Source organism: Erythrobacter sp. JB3-1 (assembly GCF_057364995.1).
This window is the reverse complement of record NZ_CP200289.1, coordinates 965,514-984,169: the sequence shown is the minus strand read 5'-3', so window position 1 is coordinate 984,169 and position 18,656 is coordinate 965,514. Positions and strand designations below refer to the sequence as shown.

Below are 18,656 nucleotides of genomic sequence, written 5' to 3'. Positions count from 1 at the left end.
GTCAATAGTCGGTTGCGATAAGGAACCTATTCAGCAGGCTCAGCCGCTGGCGGTTTGCGTTGCCAGAACCGGCGCTTTTTCGCGCCGCCTGGCCCCGACTTCATCACACGCTTGCGGAACAGGGTGGAGCCGCCTTTGATCAGGATGAACACCGCGAATGCCTGCCAAACGAGTGCGACCGCGTGCGTCCAAAGCGTCTCTTCCAAAGCGGCTCTGGCCATCATGGCGAAGGGCGAGGAGAGCGGGAAGACCACCGACGTCAGTTCTAGCGGTGTGCCGGTTTGCCCGATGTTTGCCGCCGAGAGGAAGAACACCATGATCTGCAGCATGGTGACCGGCATCGACATGGTCTGCACTTCGCGCACGCTGCTGGCCATGGCGCCAATGGTAAGGAACAAAGAGCCGAGCAGCAGATAGGCCATCGAGAAATAGATAATGCCAAGCGCGATGAACATCGGCCAGCCAATCGCCGGGCCGGGAAGCTCGCGGAAATTGGTCTGCGTGACAGTGACAATGGCGTCTTCGGCGACCGCCCAGAATGCCCACCCGGTTGTGCCCCACACTGCAATTCCGACAAAGGAAACGCCCAGCATGGCGAACAATTTGCCCATAAACACCGCATCCATTGGCAAGGCTGCGGCGAGGATTTCGATGATCTTATTGCCTTTTTCTTCGGCAAGGTTGGACAGCACCATGCCGCCCAGCAAAATGGTCAGCAGGAACAAAACCATTTGTGCAGCCTGCGCTGTGCGCACGCGGCTATACCTGTCGGATGCGCCGCTGGAGACGACAATCTCGCTCACCGCATCGGGATAGCGGCTGGGCGCAGAGGCGCTGGCCGTGGCAGCGAGCAGTTCAATCCGGCCTTTCCAGCGATCGACCTGGCTTTGCGTACCAACCAGTTTGGGTTCTTCTAAGGTGCCTGTCAGGATCGCGACATAGCTGCGTCCGCCGCTGTCGAGGAAGGCGCGTGCGTCAAAATCACCGGCGCTTTCAGCCTCGGGCACGCGCTTAAGTACAGGCGAAGCGCCGCCCAATTGTGGGCGGAGTGTTTCGGCGGCGGCCTCCATTGCGGCGTTGTCTGCCGCGCTCATTGCCAGACCGATTTCAACGCTATTGGCCTGCTGTGATGTGGTCTTGCCGATGCTGCCAGCCAGTCCGCCGATCAGCACTGGGAACAGTGGCCCGATCAGAAAGAACAGGAATGCGCGGCTGAAAAGGACCGCGACGAAATCGCGCCGAGCCACAACCCATGCCGCCTGAAAATAGCTTAACCGAGGTTTGGCGGCGATTGCTGCTTGATCAAAATTGCTCATCAGCTTGGCTCCCCGCCAGCGGCATCCACTTCGAGCTGCCGCGCAGCTGCTTCGCCCGCGATATGGACGAAGGCATCGTGCAATCCGGCCCGCTCAATCGAGAGCGAAAGAATGCCTGCCTCGCCTTCGATCAATGTCCGCAGCAAAGGTTCAACCCCGCTGTCGGGCAGAGAGAAGGTGAAGAAATCACCCGTGCGCCGTGTGTCATCTGGCAAAGCAGCGGTCCAGCCGCCTTCGCGCGCGCGTGTTTCCAGCCTGACCTGCGCAGGGATGCGGTCGCGGGCGGCCTCAACACTGCCAGCATAGGGCACTTCGCCCCCGGCGATGATCGCCACGCCTTCGCAAAGGCGCTCTGCGTGGTGGATCACATGAGTGGAGAAGATTACCGTCACCCCGTCATCGGCCAGAGCGCGGATCATCCCCTCCAGCTTGCCTTGGTTGATCGCATCGAGCCCGGAAAACGGCTCATCCAGAACAACCAGGCGCGGCTGATGCACCAGCGTGCCGAGCAATTGCACAGTCTGCGCCATGCCTTTCGACAGCTGGCGAATTTGGCGTTCGGCGGCATGGCCCAGCCCGTGGCGTTCGAGCAGTTCCAGCCCGCGCACACGTCCTTCGGCCAGCGGCAGGCCGCGCAATGCGCCCATAAAGGCAATTGCTTCGATCGATTTCATCGCCGGGTATAGCCCGCGTTCTTCAGGCAGATATCCGATCAGGCGGCCAATATCGTGCGGTTGGTCATATCCGAACACGCGGCGCACGCCTTCGTCGGGGTCGATAATACCCAGCAGCATGCGCAATGTCGTGGTCTTGCCTGCGCCATTGGGGCCGAGCACACCATAGATCGCGCCTTCAGGCACTTCGAGGTCGACTCCGCCCACGGCCAAGGTGCCGTCAAAGCGTTTGACGAGCCCGCGCGCCTCGATTGCGAGAGGTTTCTGCTCATTGCTCAAGACTGTTTGATCGCTTACCGCCATATCCATGGCCCGCACCGTTAGTGGACGGGCCTAAACGGGAGCAACCCTAAGCGTGGTTAACGCAGGCGCAACACTTGATCTTGGCAAACGCCTTGAAAACAAAGCGCGCGAGCTTGGCTTTGTCGCCATTGGAGTGACGAGCGCGGCGGAAGATCCGGTTCGCGCAGAGCGGCTGGAGCAATGGCTGGGCGAGGGGCATCACGGCTCTATGGAGTGGATGGAAACCCGCCGGTATCACCGCCGTTCGCCGCAGGGCCTGTGGCCAGAGGCGCAGCGGGTGATTGCGCTGGGCATGAGCTATGCGCCAGCCCAAGACCCCTTGGCTTTGGAAGCGCATGGCGAGCGCGCGCGCATCTCTGTTTATGCGCAGGGCAAGGATTATCACGATCTGGTCAAGAAGCGCCTCAAGGCGTTGGCGCGTTGGCTGGTGGCAGAGGCGCCGGAGGCTGAGGTTAAAGTGTTCGTCGACACCGCTCCGGTGATGGAAAAACCCCTCGGCGAAGCGGCCGGGATCGGATGGCAGGGCAAGCACACCAATCTGGTCAGTCCGGAGCATGGCAGTTGGCTTTTTCTCGGCGCGATCTACACGACGTTGGGCCTACCCTTAACCGAGCCTCAGCGGGACCAATGCGGATCGTGCCGCGCGTGCCTCGATGCCTGTCCGACCGACGCCTTTCCCAGCCCCTATCGGCTCGATGCGCGGCGCTGCATTTCCTATCTTACCATTGAGCACAAAGGCCCGATTGCGGAGGAGTTCCGCGCGGCGCTGGGCAATAGGATCTACGGCTGTGATGATTGTCTGGCGGTGTGTCCGTGGAACAAGTTTGCGCAAATCTCCCATGCTGCGCGCGAATTTCTGCCGCGCGCTGAACTCGCTGCGCCGCGTTTGGCTGAATTGCTTGCGCTTGATGACGCTGGTTTCCGCAGTGTTTTTTCCGGCTCTCCGATTAAGCGGATTGGCCGCAATCGGTTTGTGCGCAATTGCCTTTATGCGGCGGGCAATAGCGGGGATGCCGCCCTGCGTGCTCCGGTGGAAACGCTAATAAACGACGAGGATCCGGTGGTGGCGGATGCTGCTCGCTGGGCTTTGGACAGGCTACCCGCTGGCTAGCGCTAAGGCTCTATCTGTCAAAGCCGTCCGAAGCATCGCCCAGATTGGGCGCTGGTCGCGGGTTTGATGGGCTCCATTCAGAGAACCGCGTCGGTTCGCGCAGGTTCAGCACCGTGCCCTCGGTCGGATGCTCGCTGCGCTGGAAAAAGCCAACGGCGTCCAAATGTGGGTCGGCTGTCATATCCTGCATATCCCGCACTGGCATGGCGGGCATTTGCGCCGCACGCATGATTGCCAGCACTTCGCCGGTCGTCTTTTGCGCGGTCAGCTCGCCAATGCGGCGATAGATGTCGGCGCTGCCTTGGACGATCCCTTTGACGCTTTGGAACCGTGCTTCTCGTGCGAATTCTTCATCACCCAGAAGCGCCACAACCTTTAGAAAATGGTCGATCTGATAGGGGACGATGGAGATATAGCCGTCGCTGGTCGGGAAAGGCTGGCGGTCCGGATCAATCTGGCGGCTGTAACAGGCTGGCCCGACCGGCGGATCGAATGTCAGCCCGCCCAGATGCTCTTTCAGCATGAAATTCGAAAACGCCTCAAACATCGGCACCTCAAGGAACTGACCCTTGCCCGTGCGCAGCTTGTGGATCATCGCCGCCATCGAAGCATAGGCGGCATGCAATCCGGCGACCTTGTCGGCAATCAGCGAAGGCAGATAGCGCGGCTTTGCATTGCCATCGACGCGGGGCAACAGAGTGGCCGCGCCGCTCGCCGCCTGGATCACATCGTCATAGGCGTGCAACCCTCCATACGGGCCGTCAGAGCCGAAGCCGACGCAGTGGACATAGATGATTTCGGGGTTGAGCGATTTGGCCGCCTCATATCCAAACCCAAGCCGCTCGATCGCTTCGGCCCGGATATTGTGGATCAGCATATCTGCCTCCTCCACCAGCTTGCGCAATTGCGCTTTCGCCTCGTCGTCTTTCAGGTCCAGCAGCAGTGATTTCTTGCCGCGATTGAGCGCGAGAAAGCTTGGCGCCATGCCGTTTGTCTTGGCAGACTTAGCCGAATATCTCAGCGCATCGCCGCCCGGCGCCTCAACCTTGATGACGTCGGCACCAAGATCAGCGAGAATTTGCGTACAATAGGGGCCAAACACGACCGTTGTGAGGTCCAGCACCTTCAGACCCTGAAGCATGGAGCCGCCATCGCCTGTTTGCATGAAAATGCCTCTTTCTGAATTCGCGTGCCGAGTGCCGATAGGGCTTTAGAGCAATTCCTTGAGCGGCGTCGCAGGGTCGGCGAGTAAAGCTTTATCAGCCGATTGAATGCCATTTTCCAGCAATTTGCGCCCTTGGACATAGTCCTTCATCGCATTGACGCAGTCGAAGGCAATCGGTCGGCCTTCTTTCAAATAGATGATCGAGAACTTGCGCGCGGCAGGGTCGCCGCGCAGGATTGTCTCGTCATAGTCGAGACTGAGGCCAGCGGTTTGCAGCTTTAGGTCATATTGATTCGACCAGAACCATGGCAGTGCGTGATAGGGCTGTTTATCGCCCATGATCGCGCGCGCGGCCGTGTTCGCCATATCATGCGCGTTCTGGACCGATTCCAGGCGGATCACCGCGCTATCGGCAAAGTCATTGGCGTGGGCGGCGCAATCGCCAATTGCATAAATGTCGTCCAAGGTCGTGCGGCAATAGACATCAACGTCAACGCCGTTTGATCCCGCTGCGCCTGCCGCGATCAATGGGGCGACCGAGGGGATGATGCCGATTCCGGCGACCACCATATCGCATTCGAGCAACTCGCCGCTTTCGAGCAAAACGCCGCTGGCCTGGCCGTCTGTTTCCGATATTTCTTGGACGTTCTCGCGGAGCCGAATGTCGACCCCGTGACTGCGGTGCACCTCGGCGTAAAAGTCGGATAGTTCCTCGCCCGCGACGCGCGCCAGCAGGCGGGATTGAGTCTCTAGCAAGGTCACCTCGACGCCAAGTTTGCGCAGCACAGCGGCCGCTTCTAGCCCAATATATCCGCCGCCGATCACAACCGCGCGTCTCGCACCGCCCTCTATCGCGGCCATCATCGCATCGGCATCGCGCTTGTCTCGCACGTAGAAAACACCGTGCAGATTGGCACCGGGGCATGGGAGCCTGCGCGGGTCGCCGCCGCCTGCCCAAATTAGTTTGCGATAGCCAATCCGGCTGCCATCCATCAGCACAATTTCATGCGCCATCCAGTCAATCTCGGTGACCCCCTGGCCGAGCTTCAGGGTGATATCCTTGTCTGCCCAAAACTTCTCAGGCCGAATCAAGATCCGCTCAAACGGCTTGTCCCCGGCGAGATATTCCTTCGACAAAGGCGGGCGTTCGTAAGGTGGAACGGCGTCGCGCCCAACCAGTAGAATCGATCCCTCATGCCCCTGTTGGCGCAGAGCAATGGCTGCTTGTGCGCCGCCATGCCCGGTGCCCACGATTACGATATCCGCGCTGTCCATGGCACAGACGCTTGCCCCAAATTTGGCTCAGGTCAAGCGTCTTGCGCGCATTGGACGGGGTGATGACGGCTTAGGGATCGAGCAGATTGCGGGCCTGGCTGGCAATTTGCGCGAGCACTGCTGGCGCCACTGGCGTGTGCGCTTTCGCTCGGCCCACCATCGCCTTAAACTGGCGGATTGCAGGGGCATTGTCGCTGGCCCATTGCTCCACTGCATTTGCTGGATCAGCTTTTCCTTTCTTGCGCCGCACCAAGTGACGCAGAAAATCGAGCCGCATCTGTTGATAATCGCGCGCCAGGCCAGCGACCAGCAAGCGCTCCCAAACATCGGAAGGCTCCATCAGCGCAGCTGTGGCCTGCGCCCAATCGAGACCCAGACGCACGCCCATATCGGTGAAGGCATCGGTCAGCTGCAGCGTCGCCACATCGGCATCGCGCGCGAGTTTTGCCAGACCAATCGCGCCGTCCATTTCGAACAGATGCACGACCTTTTTAGCCAGCGCTTCGGGCGCGCCCGCTTCGACCAGCTCGCTGAGCATTTTGTCTGACTGTTGGCGCGATTCGCCGGCCAGCAGAGCCTCGGTGGCATCGTGCAATTCTTCGACCCCGCCGCGCAATTCTTCGACCAATTCAGCGGGAGGCCGCTTAGCCGCGCCAGCGCGCAGCAGGTCTGCCATGTGTCCTCTTAGACCGATGGCGACCCGCTCAAACAGCATGATGCGCGTTGTTTCGCCCATCTTCGCTGTGTCGAGCTCTTCCCAAATCGCGCGCATTCCAAACAGTCGGTCGGCGGCGACGAAGGCGTTGGTTACCGCTGCCAGCGATGCGCCTTCTTCTTCGGCGAGCTCGAATGAGGCCAAGATGCCCATGCGGTTGATGATGCGATTGGCGAGCTCGGTCGCGACCAGCTCGCGGCGCAAGCGGTGCTGCTTGATCTGTTTCGCATAGTCCTTTTGCATCGGCTCTGGGAACATCGCGATTAGCGCGTCCTCCATCGCCTCATCGCTGGACAGTGGGCTCTCCTCGATCGCATCTTGCAGGGCGAGCTTGGCCGAAGACAGCAGCACCGCGAGCTCTGGCCGGGTCATGCCTTGGCCCTCGCCCGCACGGCGAATCAGCGCTTCGCTTGAGGCCAGGCCCTCTGTTTTGCGATCAAGATCGGCCATGTCTTCGAGCGTCTCGATCAGGCGCGTGTAAGACGCGGTTGCGTCGCAGCCGCCTGCATCCGCAATCGACAGCGCAAGCGCTTGCAGCCGGTTATCCTCCAGCACGATTGCTGCAACCTCGTCGGTCATCGCTTCCAGCACGGCAACGCGCTTCTTCTCGGGCAGCTTGCCATCGCGCTTGGCTGCCGCGAGCGCGATCTTGATGTTCACCTCGTTATCGGAGCAATCCACACCGGCCGAATTGTCGATGAAATCGGTGTTTATGCGCCCGCCGTTGAGCGAAAATGCGATCCGGCCCGCTTGCGTCACGCCAAGATTCGCGCCTTCGCCGATCACTTTCGCGCGCACTTCGGCGGCGGTCACACGCAGGCCGTCATTGGCGGGATCGCCCACGGCTGCATCGCTCTCGCTTTCAGCTTTGATGTAAGTACCAATTCCGCCGAACCAGATCAGATCAAGCTCTGCCTTAAGGATCGCCGTCACCAGATCATCGGGCGCAATCTCGGCGTCTTCAAGCCCCAGCATTTCGCGCGCCTTTTTGGGCAGCTTGATGCTCTTTTGATTGCGCGCAAACACACCGCCCCCGCTCGAGATCAGCTTGGAATTGTAATCTTCCCAGCTGGAGCGCGGCAGATTGAACAGGCGATTGCGCTCTTTCCAGCTTTGCGCCGGATCGGGGTCTGGATCGATGAAGATGTGCCGGTGGTCAAACGCCGCGACCAGCTTGATCGCTTTCGACAGCAGCATGCCATTGCCGAACACATCGCCCGACATATCGCCGCAGCCTGCCACGCGGACGCTGTCGCTTTGCACGTCGATGCCCATTTCGAGGAAATGCCGCTGGACAGAGACCCACGCACCGCGTGCAGTAATGCCCATCGCCTTGTGGTCATAGCCGTTGGAGCCGCCGCTGGCGAAGGCATCATCGAGCCAGAAATCGCGGCTTTCCGCGATACCATTGGCCACGTCAGAGAAGCGCGCCGTACCCTTATCGGCGGCGACCACGAAATAGGGGTCTTCGCCATCGTGCACCATCACATCTGCTGGATAGACAACCTCGTCCTTCACGATGTTGTCTGTGATCGACAGCAAGGTACGGATGAAAATCTCATAGCTCGCCCGACCTTCTGCGGCCCAGGCATCGCGGTCTTTCGCAGGCGATGGCAGTTGCTTTGGATAAAAGCCGCCCTTCGCCCCGGTCGGCACGATCACAGCGTTTTTGACGCGCTGCGCTTTCATCAGGCCTAGGATCTCAGTGCGGAAGTCATCGCGCCTGTCCGACCATCTGAGGCCGCCGCGAGCGATCACGCCAGCGCGCAGGTGAATGCCCTCTACCCGGCGCGAATAAACGAAAATTTCGCGCCATGGCACGGGCTTTGGCAGGTCGGGAACCTGCGCAGAATCCAACTTAAACGCCAGCGCTTCATCCGCGGCATCGGCAAACGCATTGGTGCGCAGAATCGCGCCGATAACTGCATTGTAGAGCCGCAGCAGCCGGTCATCATTGATCGCGGAAACCTTTGCCAGCCCGCGCGAGAAATCGCTGCGAGCCTTCTTCTCGGCCTCTTCGCGATTGCCCTCAAACTTGGGATCATGGCGCGCGGTAAACAGCGCGATCATCGCCTTGGTCACTGGCACAGCAGCGGCCAGCGCATCGACGACGGTGTAGATCGTAAAGCCCATGCCGGTCTGACGCAGGTAGCGATAGAAGGCGCGCAGCAAGTTGGCTTCCTGCGCGCTCAGGCCCGCTCCGATCACGAGCCGGTTGAACGGGTCATCTTCGGCACTGCCATTGAGCACGGCGGCGATGGCCTGTTCGATAACGCCTGCACGCTCCAGCAGCGGCGCGGCCTCGTCCCCTTCAGGTAGAGCGAGGGTGAAATCATGGATCGAACCAAGCGCGCCATCATCAAGCTCGGTCGGGATTTCGGTGATCACACGAAAGCCGAAATTCTCCAGTGCGGGCACGGCATCGGACAAAGGCAAAGCGCCGCTGCTTTGATAGACTTTGAGCCGCAGATTATCGGTCGCATCGCTATCGAGATGGTACAAGCGCACATCACGCTGGGCCGCGTCATCTTCACCGCTGGTGCGGGCGCTGAGCGCGCGAATCCGGCGGATGTCAGTCGCCGCCTCTGCAGTGCCATAGAGCAGCCGGTAATTGGCCGGAAAAGCGCCAGCAAAACGCGCCGCAATCGCCATGGCGCGCGCGGGGTCTTCTCTCTTGGCAAGGTGGCGCTCGACCCCCTCGCCCCAACCGCGCAGCATGTCTTCGAGGCGACCTTCCAGCTCCGCTGCATCCGGCATGGCTTTGGCTTCGCGAACATCGAGCACGAATTGCAGCATCGCCAGATTGCCGCCTTCAACCTCCAGGCTCCAATCGAGAACTTTCGCATCCGCCTCTGCGGTCAGAAGCTCCTCAATTTGCAGGCGCACCTGGGTGGAGAGCAGATCGCGCGGCAGCCAAACAAATGCAAACACATGCCGGTCTAGTTGCGAACTGGCGAGCGACAGGCGCGGGCGCGGGCGGTCAACCAGGCTCATCATGGTGGTAGCGAGGCGGCCAATATCTGCGCGATTGAACGCAATCAGCAGATCATGCGGCAACGCGGTAAAGGCATGGACCAGCGCTTTGCCGGTGTGCCCTGATGGGTTGAAGCCAAGCTCTTTGGTCAGCGCATCCAAGTTTTCGCGCAGATGCGGCACGTTGGCAGGCGCAGAGGCCAGTGCGGCGCTGGTCCAAACCCCGGCATGAACCGACAGGGCCTCCACTTTGCCTTTTTTGCGGATCGCCACGATAAACAGGTCGAGCGGCACGCGGCGGTGAACCTTGGCGGTATGGTTCGATTTGATGATCAGCAGTTCGCGCGTGCGGCCATCAGGGCGTTTCTGCCCGAACCATTTGAACGCTTTGTCATAGGACGTATCGGCCAGCAAGGAACGCGCGCTCTTACGGCAAATTCCCAAGAGGCCAGACTGGCTGCCATCGCGGCGGCGGGTTACATGGCCCGGCTGGGTTAGCATACCGCTGTTGAGCCAAGTCAGCAGGTCTTTGAACTCCGGTTCCTCGACCCGTTCTATGTCCGCTTTCATCGCGGTTTGCACTTTGGGCCAATCGTTCACGGCGGCGCGGACATCGCCCAGGGTCAGCCGCAGTTCTTTCAATAATTCGCGGCGTTGGCGCGCATCAACCCGCGGCGTCTCGATATAGATCATAGACTCGCGCGCCTTGCCAGAGCCGAGCTCGGTAAGTTTGCCCGGCTTGTCGCGTTTTACCGCAATGATCGGATGGACCAACCGGTCAATCGTGACCCCTTGGGCGGCGAGCGCAGAGGCAACCGAATCGACCAAAAACGGCATGTCATCATTGACCAAAGCGATGCGCATAATGCGCCGCTCATCGGTTTCAGTTTCCATGACCAGCGAGGCGCGGTCTGTCTCGCGCTGCTCAGCGGCGGCCAGCAGGAAGGCGGTTGCCTCTTCCAGCGCTTGCTTTGCAAAGGGGGTGTCACCGGGCAGGATCGCATCGGCGAGCCGCTTTGACAGAGCGGTATGATGCTTGCTTCGGCGCGGGGCGCGCGCCGTTTTTTGCTTGGCTGAAGCTTTTCCTGCGAGCTTTTTAGCGGGTTTCGAAACCATCCTCGCCCCTTTGAAACAATATTATTCTTGAGCGTTCTTATGCGTCGCCGATAGGCCTTGTGGATACGTGTGCGCAACCGTGTTCATTATCTAGCTGCGCGTTTTTTGGTGCAGCTTGGCGTTAAGTGGTGAGCGCGCCGGTGAGCGCTTGCATGGTGATCTCCAGCGAGCGAATTCGCGCCGCTGGATCATAGGCCGCGCCGCACAGCATGATCTCATCCGCACCGGTTCGCTTGATAAAATCGCCGACTTGGTTTGCCACTATATCAGCGGTGCCGATGGCTGCGGCTTGGCCGATATGATCCAGCATGGCGCGCGCAGGCGCAGGCAGGGTGGAGATGTAGTCTTCAATTGGCGGCGGCAGCTTGCCCGGATTGCCGCTGCGCAGGCGGACGAAGCTCTGTTGCTGGCTGGAGGCAAGCAGGCGGGCCTCTGCTTCGCTTGACGCCGCAAAGACATTCATCGCCACCATCACATGCGGGCGGTCAAGCGCGTCTGATGGCTCAAAGTCCCTGCGGTACACTTCCAATGCGGCGTCCAAATGATCGGGCGCAAAATGCGCTGCGAAGGCATAGGGGAGGCCGAGCTTCGCCGCGAGCTGAGCGCCAAACAGGCTGGAGCCGAGCATCCACATCTCCGGCTTTGCGCCGAGGCCTGGTGTGGCGGCGATGGGCAGGTCGAGATCACCGGTCAGAAGCGCGCGCAGTTCCGCCACATCCTGGGGAAAATATTCAGCCGCCTGATGCAGGTTCTTGCGAAGGGCGCGCTGCAATTCTGGACCAGCGCCCGGCGCTCTACCCAGCCCGAGGTCGATCCGGTCAGGAAACAAAGCGTCGAGCGTGCCGAATTGCTCCGCGATTTGAAACGGGGTGTGATTGGGCAGCATGATGCCACCAGAGCCGATCCGGATCCGGCTGGTCGCATTGCCGATATGGGCGAGCACAACTGAGGTCGCGCCGCCCGCAATGCCATCCATCGCGTGATGTTCTGCCACCCAAAACCGCTTACAGCCCACTCGCTCTGCCGCGCGCGCAAGCTCTGTCGCATCGGCCAAAGCCTCTACCACGCTCCCGCCTTCGCGAACCGGGATCAGATCAAGCACGGAAAATTCGGTCATGGCAGCCCTCTTACTATTGGGCTGGCGTAGCAGGCCCGAGCTGTTTCAGATAGCCGCTAGCGGTCTTTGCCTGCGGACTATCAGGCGCAGTGTCGATCACCGATTGCCAGCTGGCGCGTGCGGCATCATCGCGCGCATCCAGCACGGCGATAACGCCCGCCTCCAGCCCGATTTGCGGATCCAGCGGCGCAAGACCCGACGCCTTTTCAATCGCCGCTTGCGCCTCTGGCAATCTGTCTTCGCGCCGTAGCAGGGTTGCTTTGAGCAGCCACGCCTCTCTATTCGTAGGTTCTAGTCGGATCGCGGTCTCCAGCGATTGCAGCGCAAATTCTGGCTCATCAATTGCCACCTGCGCGCGGGCCAGATCCGTCGCAGCCAAAGCCTCCAGCGTGGCTGATGAGGCTTGCTGGGCAAGAAATTGCGCCTGAGCCAGAATCCCGCTCGCGTTCATCGCATCGCCTGAGGCGAGCGCGGCATTGCCGGCCATCAGCGAAAATCGTGCCCGCGCTCGCGGCTCATCCGCCGGTGTCTCATCGCGCGCCGCAGTGAAGGCAGCAATCGCGTCCTCCCATAGGCTCAGCTTAGTCGCAGCCAGCCCCAAGCAGTGATTGGCGATAACCCTCGCTTCGCCTGTGGTCTGGTTGCGCTCAATCTGCGCTTTGGTGTGCGCGCGGGACGGAGCGCTCTCGACCAGATCTAAGCAATCGGCCAGCCAAATGCTGAGCGGATCGGTCGGCTGCGGCGGAGCAATTTCATTGGTGGTGCGCGGCGGGCGATTGAGCAGCTCGTCGGGTGCACCCTGGATCGCGCCAGTGCTCGGGTTGGGGCCGACCTGAAGCAGCATAAGGATGAGCGCGCTGGAAAAAGACACGTGGGTGTTCGCCTAGTAAAATTGATCGACTGTCGCTTGCAGCAGCGCAATATCATTCTCGCGCGACAAGCGGTGATCGCCGTCTTTGACAAAGGTCACCTGTACATTGTCCGAACGTATAGCCTTGGCGAGGCGCAGGCTGATTTCCCATGGCACATCCTCGTCCTTTTGGCCGTGCAGCAGGCGAACCGGGCAATCAATCGCGATCTTGTTGTCCAATTTCAGATTGGCCTCGCCATCCGTGAAAAAGCCGGGATGCGTCGGTGTTGGCTCTGGCCCGTAGGGATTGTCTTCATGCAGCACTTCACCCGCCGCCATCTGCGCGCGCTGCTCGTGTGTGAAGCCCCAAGTCGTAAAGTCGGGGGCAGGCGCTATGCCGATCATCCCGCTTAGCCGCTCGCCCAACGCTTCGCCCACCATCAGCATCAGCCACCCGCCCATGGACGAGCCAATCAGTAGGACGTGGCCATCGACATGAGCCTCGACCAAGGTGAGCACTTCATCGCGCCAGCGGGACAGCGTGCCATCGGCAAAATCGCCATTGCTCCGCCCGCAGCCGGAATAATCGAGCAGCAGGCAAGCGCGCCCCATTTCCTCGGCGCGGGCGAACATGGCGGACGCCTTGCCGCCGTCCATGTCCGACATATAGCCGGGCAGAAAGGCCAAGGTCGGCCCTGTGCCCGTCGTGTGGCGAAAGGCGATTTTGCGCCCATCGCCGAATTCGTGAAAGTGTATCTCGCTCATGCGCGCCTTCATGCCTGCAGGCGGCGGGTGCGCGCAAGAGGGCTTACGCAGCAAATGCACGCCCCGCTCGGCGCGCTGGGGTCACGCGCAACCGGGCGAAGCGGGATCTGATGCGATCGGAATGGCTCAGCGGCGAGCGGGGCTTAGTCGCGGCTGAATACTTCCTCAATCGCAAGGCCGAAAACGTCAGCAATCTTGAATGCGAGCGGCAGGGACGGGTCGTAGCGGCCCTTCTCAATCGCATTGACGGATTGGCGCGAGACGCCGAGCTTGTTGCCAAGGTCTTGCTGGCTCCAATCGCGCTCTGCGCGCAGCACTTTGAGGCGATTGTTCACACTGCACCCCAAGCGCCGTACTTCATGCGATTGGAAACTGCGCCGATACCGAGACCAGCAAACCATAGGACGGCCCACCAATAGGCGTCGGCATGCGGAACCGCGTCGGCAATCTCGAGGAATCCCCAGACGCTTGCGATGCTGAGCGTGATTGCGGTTGCGATCAGCGATTGGCGGACCACAAGCATGCGAATGAACTCATCTTGTTCTTCTACGATAAGCCGGCCGATGGCCCAAAAGACACCGATGATCGCAAGACCCGGAGGGATGGCCGCAAGAATGCGCCACGTATCGGCGACACCTTCTGCATTTTCCGTAAAGACAAGACCGGCCATGGCGAGCATGTAAATCGAGGTCGAGATCGCCACGCGCTTCAAATACCGCTTTTGCGCCTCGCCCTTGGCAAAGCAGGCGTTGCCGCCGGCATCGACCCGGCGATTGGCTGATTTGATCAACGGGACCATCATGACCATCGGCACGAGCATTAGGATTAATAGTGCTGTGCCTTCGATCGCTCCGGTTCCCGCCAGACCGCCAAGCGCCGCATAGGAGATGCCCATAAGCGCACCCCAAAAGGCAGGACTGCGGCCCATCACGGATGCGTTCTTTGCCGTGTGCTCATTCATAACAGGCACTTTCTGCCAGCTTTGCAGCCGCCGTTGAGCATACCCATCGCTGCGCCGCTCAGTCCGCCGATGACCCCAAAGGATGCGCCATTGCTGAGCTCGCTTGCGGAGAGGAACAACGCGGCGGTGATGATGATAACTGCCCATAGAATCGCCTTGTTTCGCAGTGTCATTAGTAAAGCTCCCTTTCAACTATGGAAAGCATACTTGTCATTGATTCGTGTGTTTGTCAAGCGAACTTTCCATAATGGAGCGGGTGCTTTCCGATTGATGCTGCGAAACACGGGTAATGACATCGCCATTCGCCGCGCCTATATCTGCGCTTATGGCCAACCGTGTGACTATCACCACCACTACCACCACCCCGGATTTCCGGGGCCGGTTGCTGTTGGTCTGATCCAGCCACACCCGTGCCCCGAACTTTCGGTTTCGGGCGGCGCGGTGTCAGCCTCCTGAAAAAGCTGAAAATACCAAGACACCGCTCTTCAAGCGCGCGCATGAGTGTGTCATGGGCGTGAACGCAAATGAGACGGAAGAACGATGACCGAACTGCTCAAAATCAGCCTGCCCGATGGCACAATGCGTGAAATGCCCGAAGGCAGTACACCGGCAGACGTTGCCGCCGCGATTGGCCCTGGCCTGGCGAAGGCCGCACTGGCCGCGCGCGTCAACGGTGAGGTGCGCGATATTGGCCGCCCGTTTGAAGGTGATGCTGAGCTTGAGCTGATCACCAGCCGGGATGAGGCCGATGCGTTGGAGCTGGCGCGCCATGATTTTGCTCACGTTCTGGCAGAGGCGGTGCAGGCGCTCTATCCCGGCACACAAATCACCTTTGGTCCCGCGACCGATGATGGCTTCTACTATGACGTGATGGCCCCGGCCGATCGCGAGCCATTCAGCATGGATGATCTGCCCGCGATTGAAGAGAAAATGCGCGAGATCATCGCCGCGGATAAGCCTTTGGTGCGCGAAGTATGGTCGCGCGCTGATCTGATCGCGAAATGGGAAGCGGACGGCGAGGCGTTTAAGGCTGAATGGGCCAAAGAACTGCCTGAAAACGAAGAGCTGACCGTCTATTGGTCAGGCGAACCACACAGCGACGGCGCGTGGTTGGATATGTGCCGCGGGCCGCATTTGGCCTCTACCGGCAAGCTTGATCCGGCGGCGTTCAAGCTGATGAGGGTGGCGGGCGCTTATTGGCGCGGTGATCAGCGCAATGCGCAGCTGACGCGGATTTACGGCACGGGCTGGCTCAACAAGAAACGGCTGAAGCAGCACCTGCACCGGCTGGAAGAAGCCGCCAAGCGCGACCACCGCAAGCTGGGCCGCGAGATGGATCTGTTCCACCTTCAGGAAGAAGCGCATGGCAGCGTCTTCTGGCACCCCAAGGGCTATCGGATCTGGCGCGAGCTGGAGGCCTATATGCGCCGCAAGATGGACGGCGGCGGCTACCGCGAGATCAAGACGCCCCAACTGATGGATATCCGGCAGTGGGAGCAATCCGGCCACTGGGGCAAATATGCTGAAAACATGTTTGCCGTGCCAGATATGGTGCCCGAATTGGACGAAGACGGCGATGGCCCGGCCAAACCTGCGGTTGAAAAAGACGCCGACTGGATGGCGATTAAGCCGATGAACTGCCCGGCCCACGTGCTGGTGTTTAAGCAGGGCATCACATCTTATCGCGATCTGCCAATCCGCCTGGGCGAAATGGGCTGCTGTCATCGCAACGAGCCGCATGGGGCGCTGCATGGCCTAATGCGGGTCCGCCAGTTCACTCAGGATGACGCGCATATTTTCTGCACTGAAGACCAAGTGGTCGAGGAAGTGCGCAAGTTCTGTAAGCTGGCAGCGGATGTTTACGAGGATTTCGGTTTCAAGTTTTCGATCAAACTCGCGCTGCGCCCGGAAAAACGGCTGGGCACTGATGCTGATTGGGACAAGGCCGAACAGGAATTGCGCGACGCTGTAGAAGATGCGGGCATGATGAACGAAGAGTTCGGCTGGGAAGAGCTGCCGGGCGAAGGCGCGTTTTATGCGCCAAAGCTCGAATGGCACCTGACCGATGCGATTGGCCGGACCTGGCAAGTTGGCACGATCCAGGGTGACCGCGTCCTGCCCGACCGCCTCGATGCGACCTACGTCGGCGAGGATGGCGGCAAGCATCGCCCCGTGATGCTGCACCGCGCGATCTTCGGCTCTTACGAGCGCTTTATTGGCATTCTGATTGAGCACTATGCCGGGCGTTTGCCCGCGTGGCTTGCCCCTGTTCAGGCTGTGGTCGCCCCGATCGTGTCGGATGTTGACGGCTACGCGACCAAGGTCATGGCCAAGCTGGAGGCGGCAGGCATCCGGGTGGAAGGCGATCTTCGCAATGAGAAGATCAACTATAAGGTGCGCGAACACTCGTTGGCGAAGGTTCCGTATCTGTTTGTGGTTGGCAAGCGCGAGGAAGAAGAGGGCGCGATTGCTTTGCGGACCTTGGGCGAGAAGGACCAGCAAGTGCTGTCTTTGGATGATGCGCTGTCGCTGATTACAAAGGCCGCCGCCCCGCCCGACCTTAGCGCCTGACTGCATTTGACCGAATAGTTCATGGACTGGCTGGCCGGGCTTAACGCAGCGCAGATTGCGGTGGCGTTCGCAGCGACCATTGGCGCGTCTTTCGTGCGCGGGCTGGCCGGGTTCGGCATGGCGATTTTGCTGGTGCCGGTTTTGGCGCTCGCTTTGACCCCGGTTGAGGCGGTGATGATCGCCAATTTCCTGATGTTGTTTATAGGCATGTTGGAGATCCGCCGTCTGGTGATGGGCGCAGAAAAATCCGCTTGGGTGATCAGCGGCCTGGTTGCGGTCACCACTGCGCCGGGATTGCTGCTGCTGTCCGTGACGCCGCCTGATCTTGCGCGGCTGCTGATCGCGATGGTGGCTTTGTCAGCTTTCGCGCTTGTACTCCTGCCTCAGCGTTCTGCGAGCGTCCCCGGGACGCTCCAGACCGGGGTAACGGGCGTCATCAGCGGCATTCTCACAGGCTTTGCCGGGATGCCGGGGCCGCCGGTTGTGCCCTATTATGTCGGCCGGGCGATCCCGCGCGATACGGCCAAAGCATCAATGCTGCTGATCTTCACGATTGCTGCAATTGCTGCGATTGTCTCCGGGTTTTTCACCGGCGTGATTGATCGGCGCGTTGTGCTGCTTTCGGCCGGGTTGTTTCCCGCTGTGCTGCTCGGCAATTGGCTCGGCGGCCTCGCTTACGGCCGGGTCAGCGATACGGTCTGGCGGAGTTTTGTCGGCCTCGTGCTGTTCGCCGCGGCATTTGCCGCCCTTACTCGTCTGTTCTAGCGCAGCCAGCGCGCGGCAAGGACCCGTCCGCCGTTCGGCTCTCGCAGAACCAAAGCATGCGCATCTGCGTCCGGTGTGGTTAGCCTGTCCTGGCGCAGCTCAACGCTTGCTGTGCCGCCGTCCCAGCGGGCGAGTACTTTTTCATCAAGCAGCACATTGGTGTAGGAAATGCGGCGGCCGCCGTTTTCGCCCCGACCAATCGCAACGCTTTCCTCGCTTGATACCGCCATCAGAACCAGCTCAGCAGGTTTCTCCGCCGTGCCGCTGAGGCCAATTCCATAGCCCAGTCCGCCCGCTGGTTTAACGCGGATAGCGGCGCTTTGCGAACCGCGCGCCAGCGCTATGTGTCGGCGGTTGACGCGCTCATCGGAGCCGACTTGGCCAAGCTCTCCATCGACCACCAGTTGCGGGGTGTAGACGCCATTATATCCGGCGAGGCCGCGGCGGGCATAGTCACGCTGCAGGCTGGTGTTGTCCTCGCGTGCGAGCGTGTCTTTCCAGCCCAAACGGTCCCAATAGGTGACCGGACGAGCGATTACGACGAGGCCCTCTTCGCGGGCGAGCTTGGCTGAAAGCCGGTCCGCTGGCGGGCAGGAAGAACAGCCCTGACTGGTGAAGAGCTCGAGCAGGACAGGCTCGCCGAGCGTGCCGGTTTGCTCAGGCGGGCTTTGCGCTTGGCTGAAACCTGGCGCAGCAACGGTCGCGATGGCCAGCGCGGCGGAACCGATGGCCAGACCGACTAGAGTTTTTGTCATTCGCGTCCTTCACAAGCATCCGTTGAGCATTGCAGGGATATTCGCGCCAGAACGCCGTTTGGTTACAGCGAGGGCCGCTTAGAGTGGGAGTGGTTGCCCGGCAAAGATCAGCGCCGCGCCGCATGCCAGCACGATGACTGAGCGGGCGATATCGGCCGGATGGGCCGCTGCAAGCTGCAAAGGCTTGCGAGAGATGGCGATTGCTTTGTCCATGAACCGCACGT

At 60.5% G+C, this 18,656-nt stretch carries 17 protein-coding genes; 4 read left to right on the top strand and 13 right to left on the bottom strand.

Annotated elements, in window-relative coordinates; translation table 11 throughout:
• Positions 1-26: 26 nt before the first annotated feature.
• The gene (locus tag AC0V6M_RS04550; protein ID WP_486137674.1) at positions 27-1,316 is read right to left on the bottom strand and encodes an ABC transporter permease; all 1,290 of its coding nucleotides are present in this window, start codon (positions 1,314-1,316) and stop codon (positions 27-29) included.
• A complete protein-coding gene (locus AC0V6M_RS04545) occupies positions 1,316-2,299 on the bottom strand; it encodes an ABC transporter ATP-binding protein (RefSeq protein WP_486137673.1) in 984 nt (327 codons plus the stop codon). The genes AC0V6M_RS04550 and AC0V6M_RS04545 overlap by 1 nt, the downstream gene beginning before the upstream one ends.
• 46 nt (positions 2,300-2,345) lie before the next feature.
• On the opposite strand from AC0V6M_RS04545, the gene queG reads away from it, so the two are divergent.
• The gene (gene queG / locus AC0V6M_RS04540) at positions 2,346-3,404 is read left to right on the top strand and encodes a tRNA epoxyqueuosine(34) reductase QueG (protein WP_486137672.1); all 1,059 of its coding nucleotides are present in this window, start codon (positions 2,346-2,348) and stop codon (positions 3,402-3,404) included.
• A gap of 10 nt (positions 3,405-3,414) precedes the next feature.
• On the opposite strand, the gene AC0V6M_RS04535 is transcribed toward queG, so the two are convergent.
• The 9 genes from AC0V6M_RS04535 to AC0V6M_RS04495 all read right to left on the bottom strand — a co-directional run bounded on the left by AC0V6M_RS04535 (position 3,415) and on the right by AC0V6M_RS04495 (position 14,514).
• Positions 3,415-4,569 (bottom strand): CaiB/BaiF CoA transferase family protein, encoded by a 1,155-nt coding sequence (locus AC0V6M_RS04535; RefSeq protein ID WP_486137671.1) that lies wholly within the window; start codon positions 4,567-4,569, stop codon positions 3,415-3,417.
• A 45-nt stretch (positions 4,570-4,614) separates the two neighbouring features.
• Positions 4,615-5,844, bottom strand: coding sequence for an NAD(P)/FAD-dependent oxidoreductase (locus AC0V6M_RS04530; protein WP_486137670.1), 1,230 nt, complete (start codon positions 5,842-5,844; stop codon positions 4,615-4,617).
• A gap of 70 nt (positions 5,845-5,914) precedes the next feature.
• Entirely contained in the window at positions 5,915-10,648 is a 4,734-nt protein-coding gene (locus AC0V6M_RS04525) for an NAD-glutamate dehydrogenase (RefSeq protein WP_486137669.1), read from the bottom strand.
• A 121-nt stretch (positions 10,649-10,769) separates the two neighbouring features.
• Positions 10,770-11,765: an LLM class flavin-dependent oxidoreductase gene (locus tag AC0V6M_RS04520; protein ID WP_486137668.1), complete on the bottom strand. Its 996-nt coding sequence runs from the start codon at positions 11,763-11,765 to the stop codon at positions 10,770-10,772.
• Between the two features lie 13 nt (positions 11,766-11,778).
• Positions 11,779-12,636, bottom strand: a complete 858-nt coding sequence (locus tag AC0V6M_RS04515) for a tetratricopeptide repeat protein (protein WP_486137667.1) — start codon at positions 12,634-12,636, stop codon at positions 11,779-11,781.
• Between the two features lie 12 nt (positions 12,637-12,648).
• On the bottom strand, positions 12,649-13,380 hold the full coding sequence (locus AC0V6M_RS04510; protein WP_486137666.1) for an alpha/beta fold hydrolase: 732 nt from the start codon (positions 13,378-13,380) through the stop codon (positions 12,649-12,651).
• Between the two features lie 143 nt (positions 13,381-13,523).
• Complete coding sequence (locus AC0V6M_RS04505) at positions 13,524-13,715, bottom strand: helix-turn-helix transcriptional regulator (protein WP_486137665.1); 192 nt, start codon at positions 13,713-13,715, stop codon at positions 13,524-13,526.
• Positions 13,712-14,341, bottom strand: a complete 630-nt coding sequence (locus AC0V6M_RS04500; RefSeq protein WP_486137664.1) for a hypothetical protein — start codon at positions 14,339-14,341, stop codon at positions 13,712-13,714. The genes AC0V6M_RS04505 and AC0V6M_RS04500 overlap by 4 nt, the downstream gene beginning before the upstream one ends.
• Complete coding sequence (locus tag AC0V6M_RS04495; RefSeq protein ID WP_486137663.1) at positions 14,338-14,514, bottom strand: hypothetical protein; 177 nt, start codon at positions 14,512-14,514, stop codon at positions 14,338-14,340. Before AC0V6M_RS04495 ends, AC0V6M_RS04500 begins: the two co-directional genes overlap by 4 nt.
• Before the next feature lie 97 nt (positions 14,515-14,611).
• Here AC0V6M_RS04495 and AC0V6M_RS04490 point away from each other — a divergent pair, with 97 nt between their 5' ends.
• From AC0V6M_RS04490 to AC0V6M_RS04480, 3 genes are all read left to right on the top strand, one after another.
• Positions 14,612-14,797 (top strand): hypothetical protein, encoded by a 186-nt coding sequence (locus AC0V6M_RS04490; RefSeq protein ID WP_486137662.1) that lies wholly within the window; start codon positions 14,612-14,614, stop codon positions 14,795-14,797.
• 84 nt (positions 14,798-14,881) lie between these two features.
• Positions 14,882-16,912: a threonine--tRNA ligase gene (thrS, locus tag AC0V6M_RS04485; protein WP_486137661.1), complete on the top strand. Its 2,031-nt coding sequence runs from the start codon at positions 14,882-14,884 to the stop codon at positions 16,910-16,912.
• Positions 16,913-16,933: 21 nt separating this feature from the next.
• On the top strand, positions 16,934-17,677 hold the full coding sequence (locus AC0V6M_RS04480; protein WP_486137660.1) for a sulfite exporter TauE/SafE family protein: 744 nt from the start codon (positions 16,934-16,936) through the stop codon (positions 17,675-17,677).
• On the opposite strand, the gene AC0V6M_RS04475 is transcribed toward AC0V6M_RS04480, so the two are convergent.
• The gene (locus tag AC0V6M_RS04475) at positions 17,674-18,432 is read right to left on the bottom strand and encodes a DUF1223 domain-containing protein (protein ID WP_486137659.1); all 759 of its coding nucleotides are present in this window, start codon (positions 18,430-18,432) and stop codon (positions 17,674-17,676) included. The two genes, AC0V6M_RS04480 and AC0V6M_RS04475, sit on opposite strands and share 4 nt — an antisense overlap.
• A 78-nt stretch (positions 18,433-18,510) precedes the next feature.
• A complete protein-coding gene (locus tag AC0V6M_RS04470) occupies positions 18,511-18,645 on the bottom strand; it encodes a hypothetical protein (RefSeq protein ID WP_486137658.1) in 135 nt (44 codons plus the stop codon).
• Positions 18,646-18,656 lie beyond the last annotated feature (11 nt).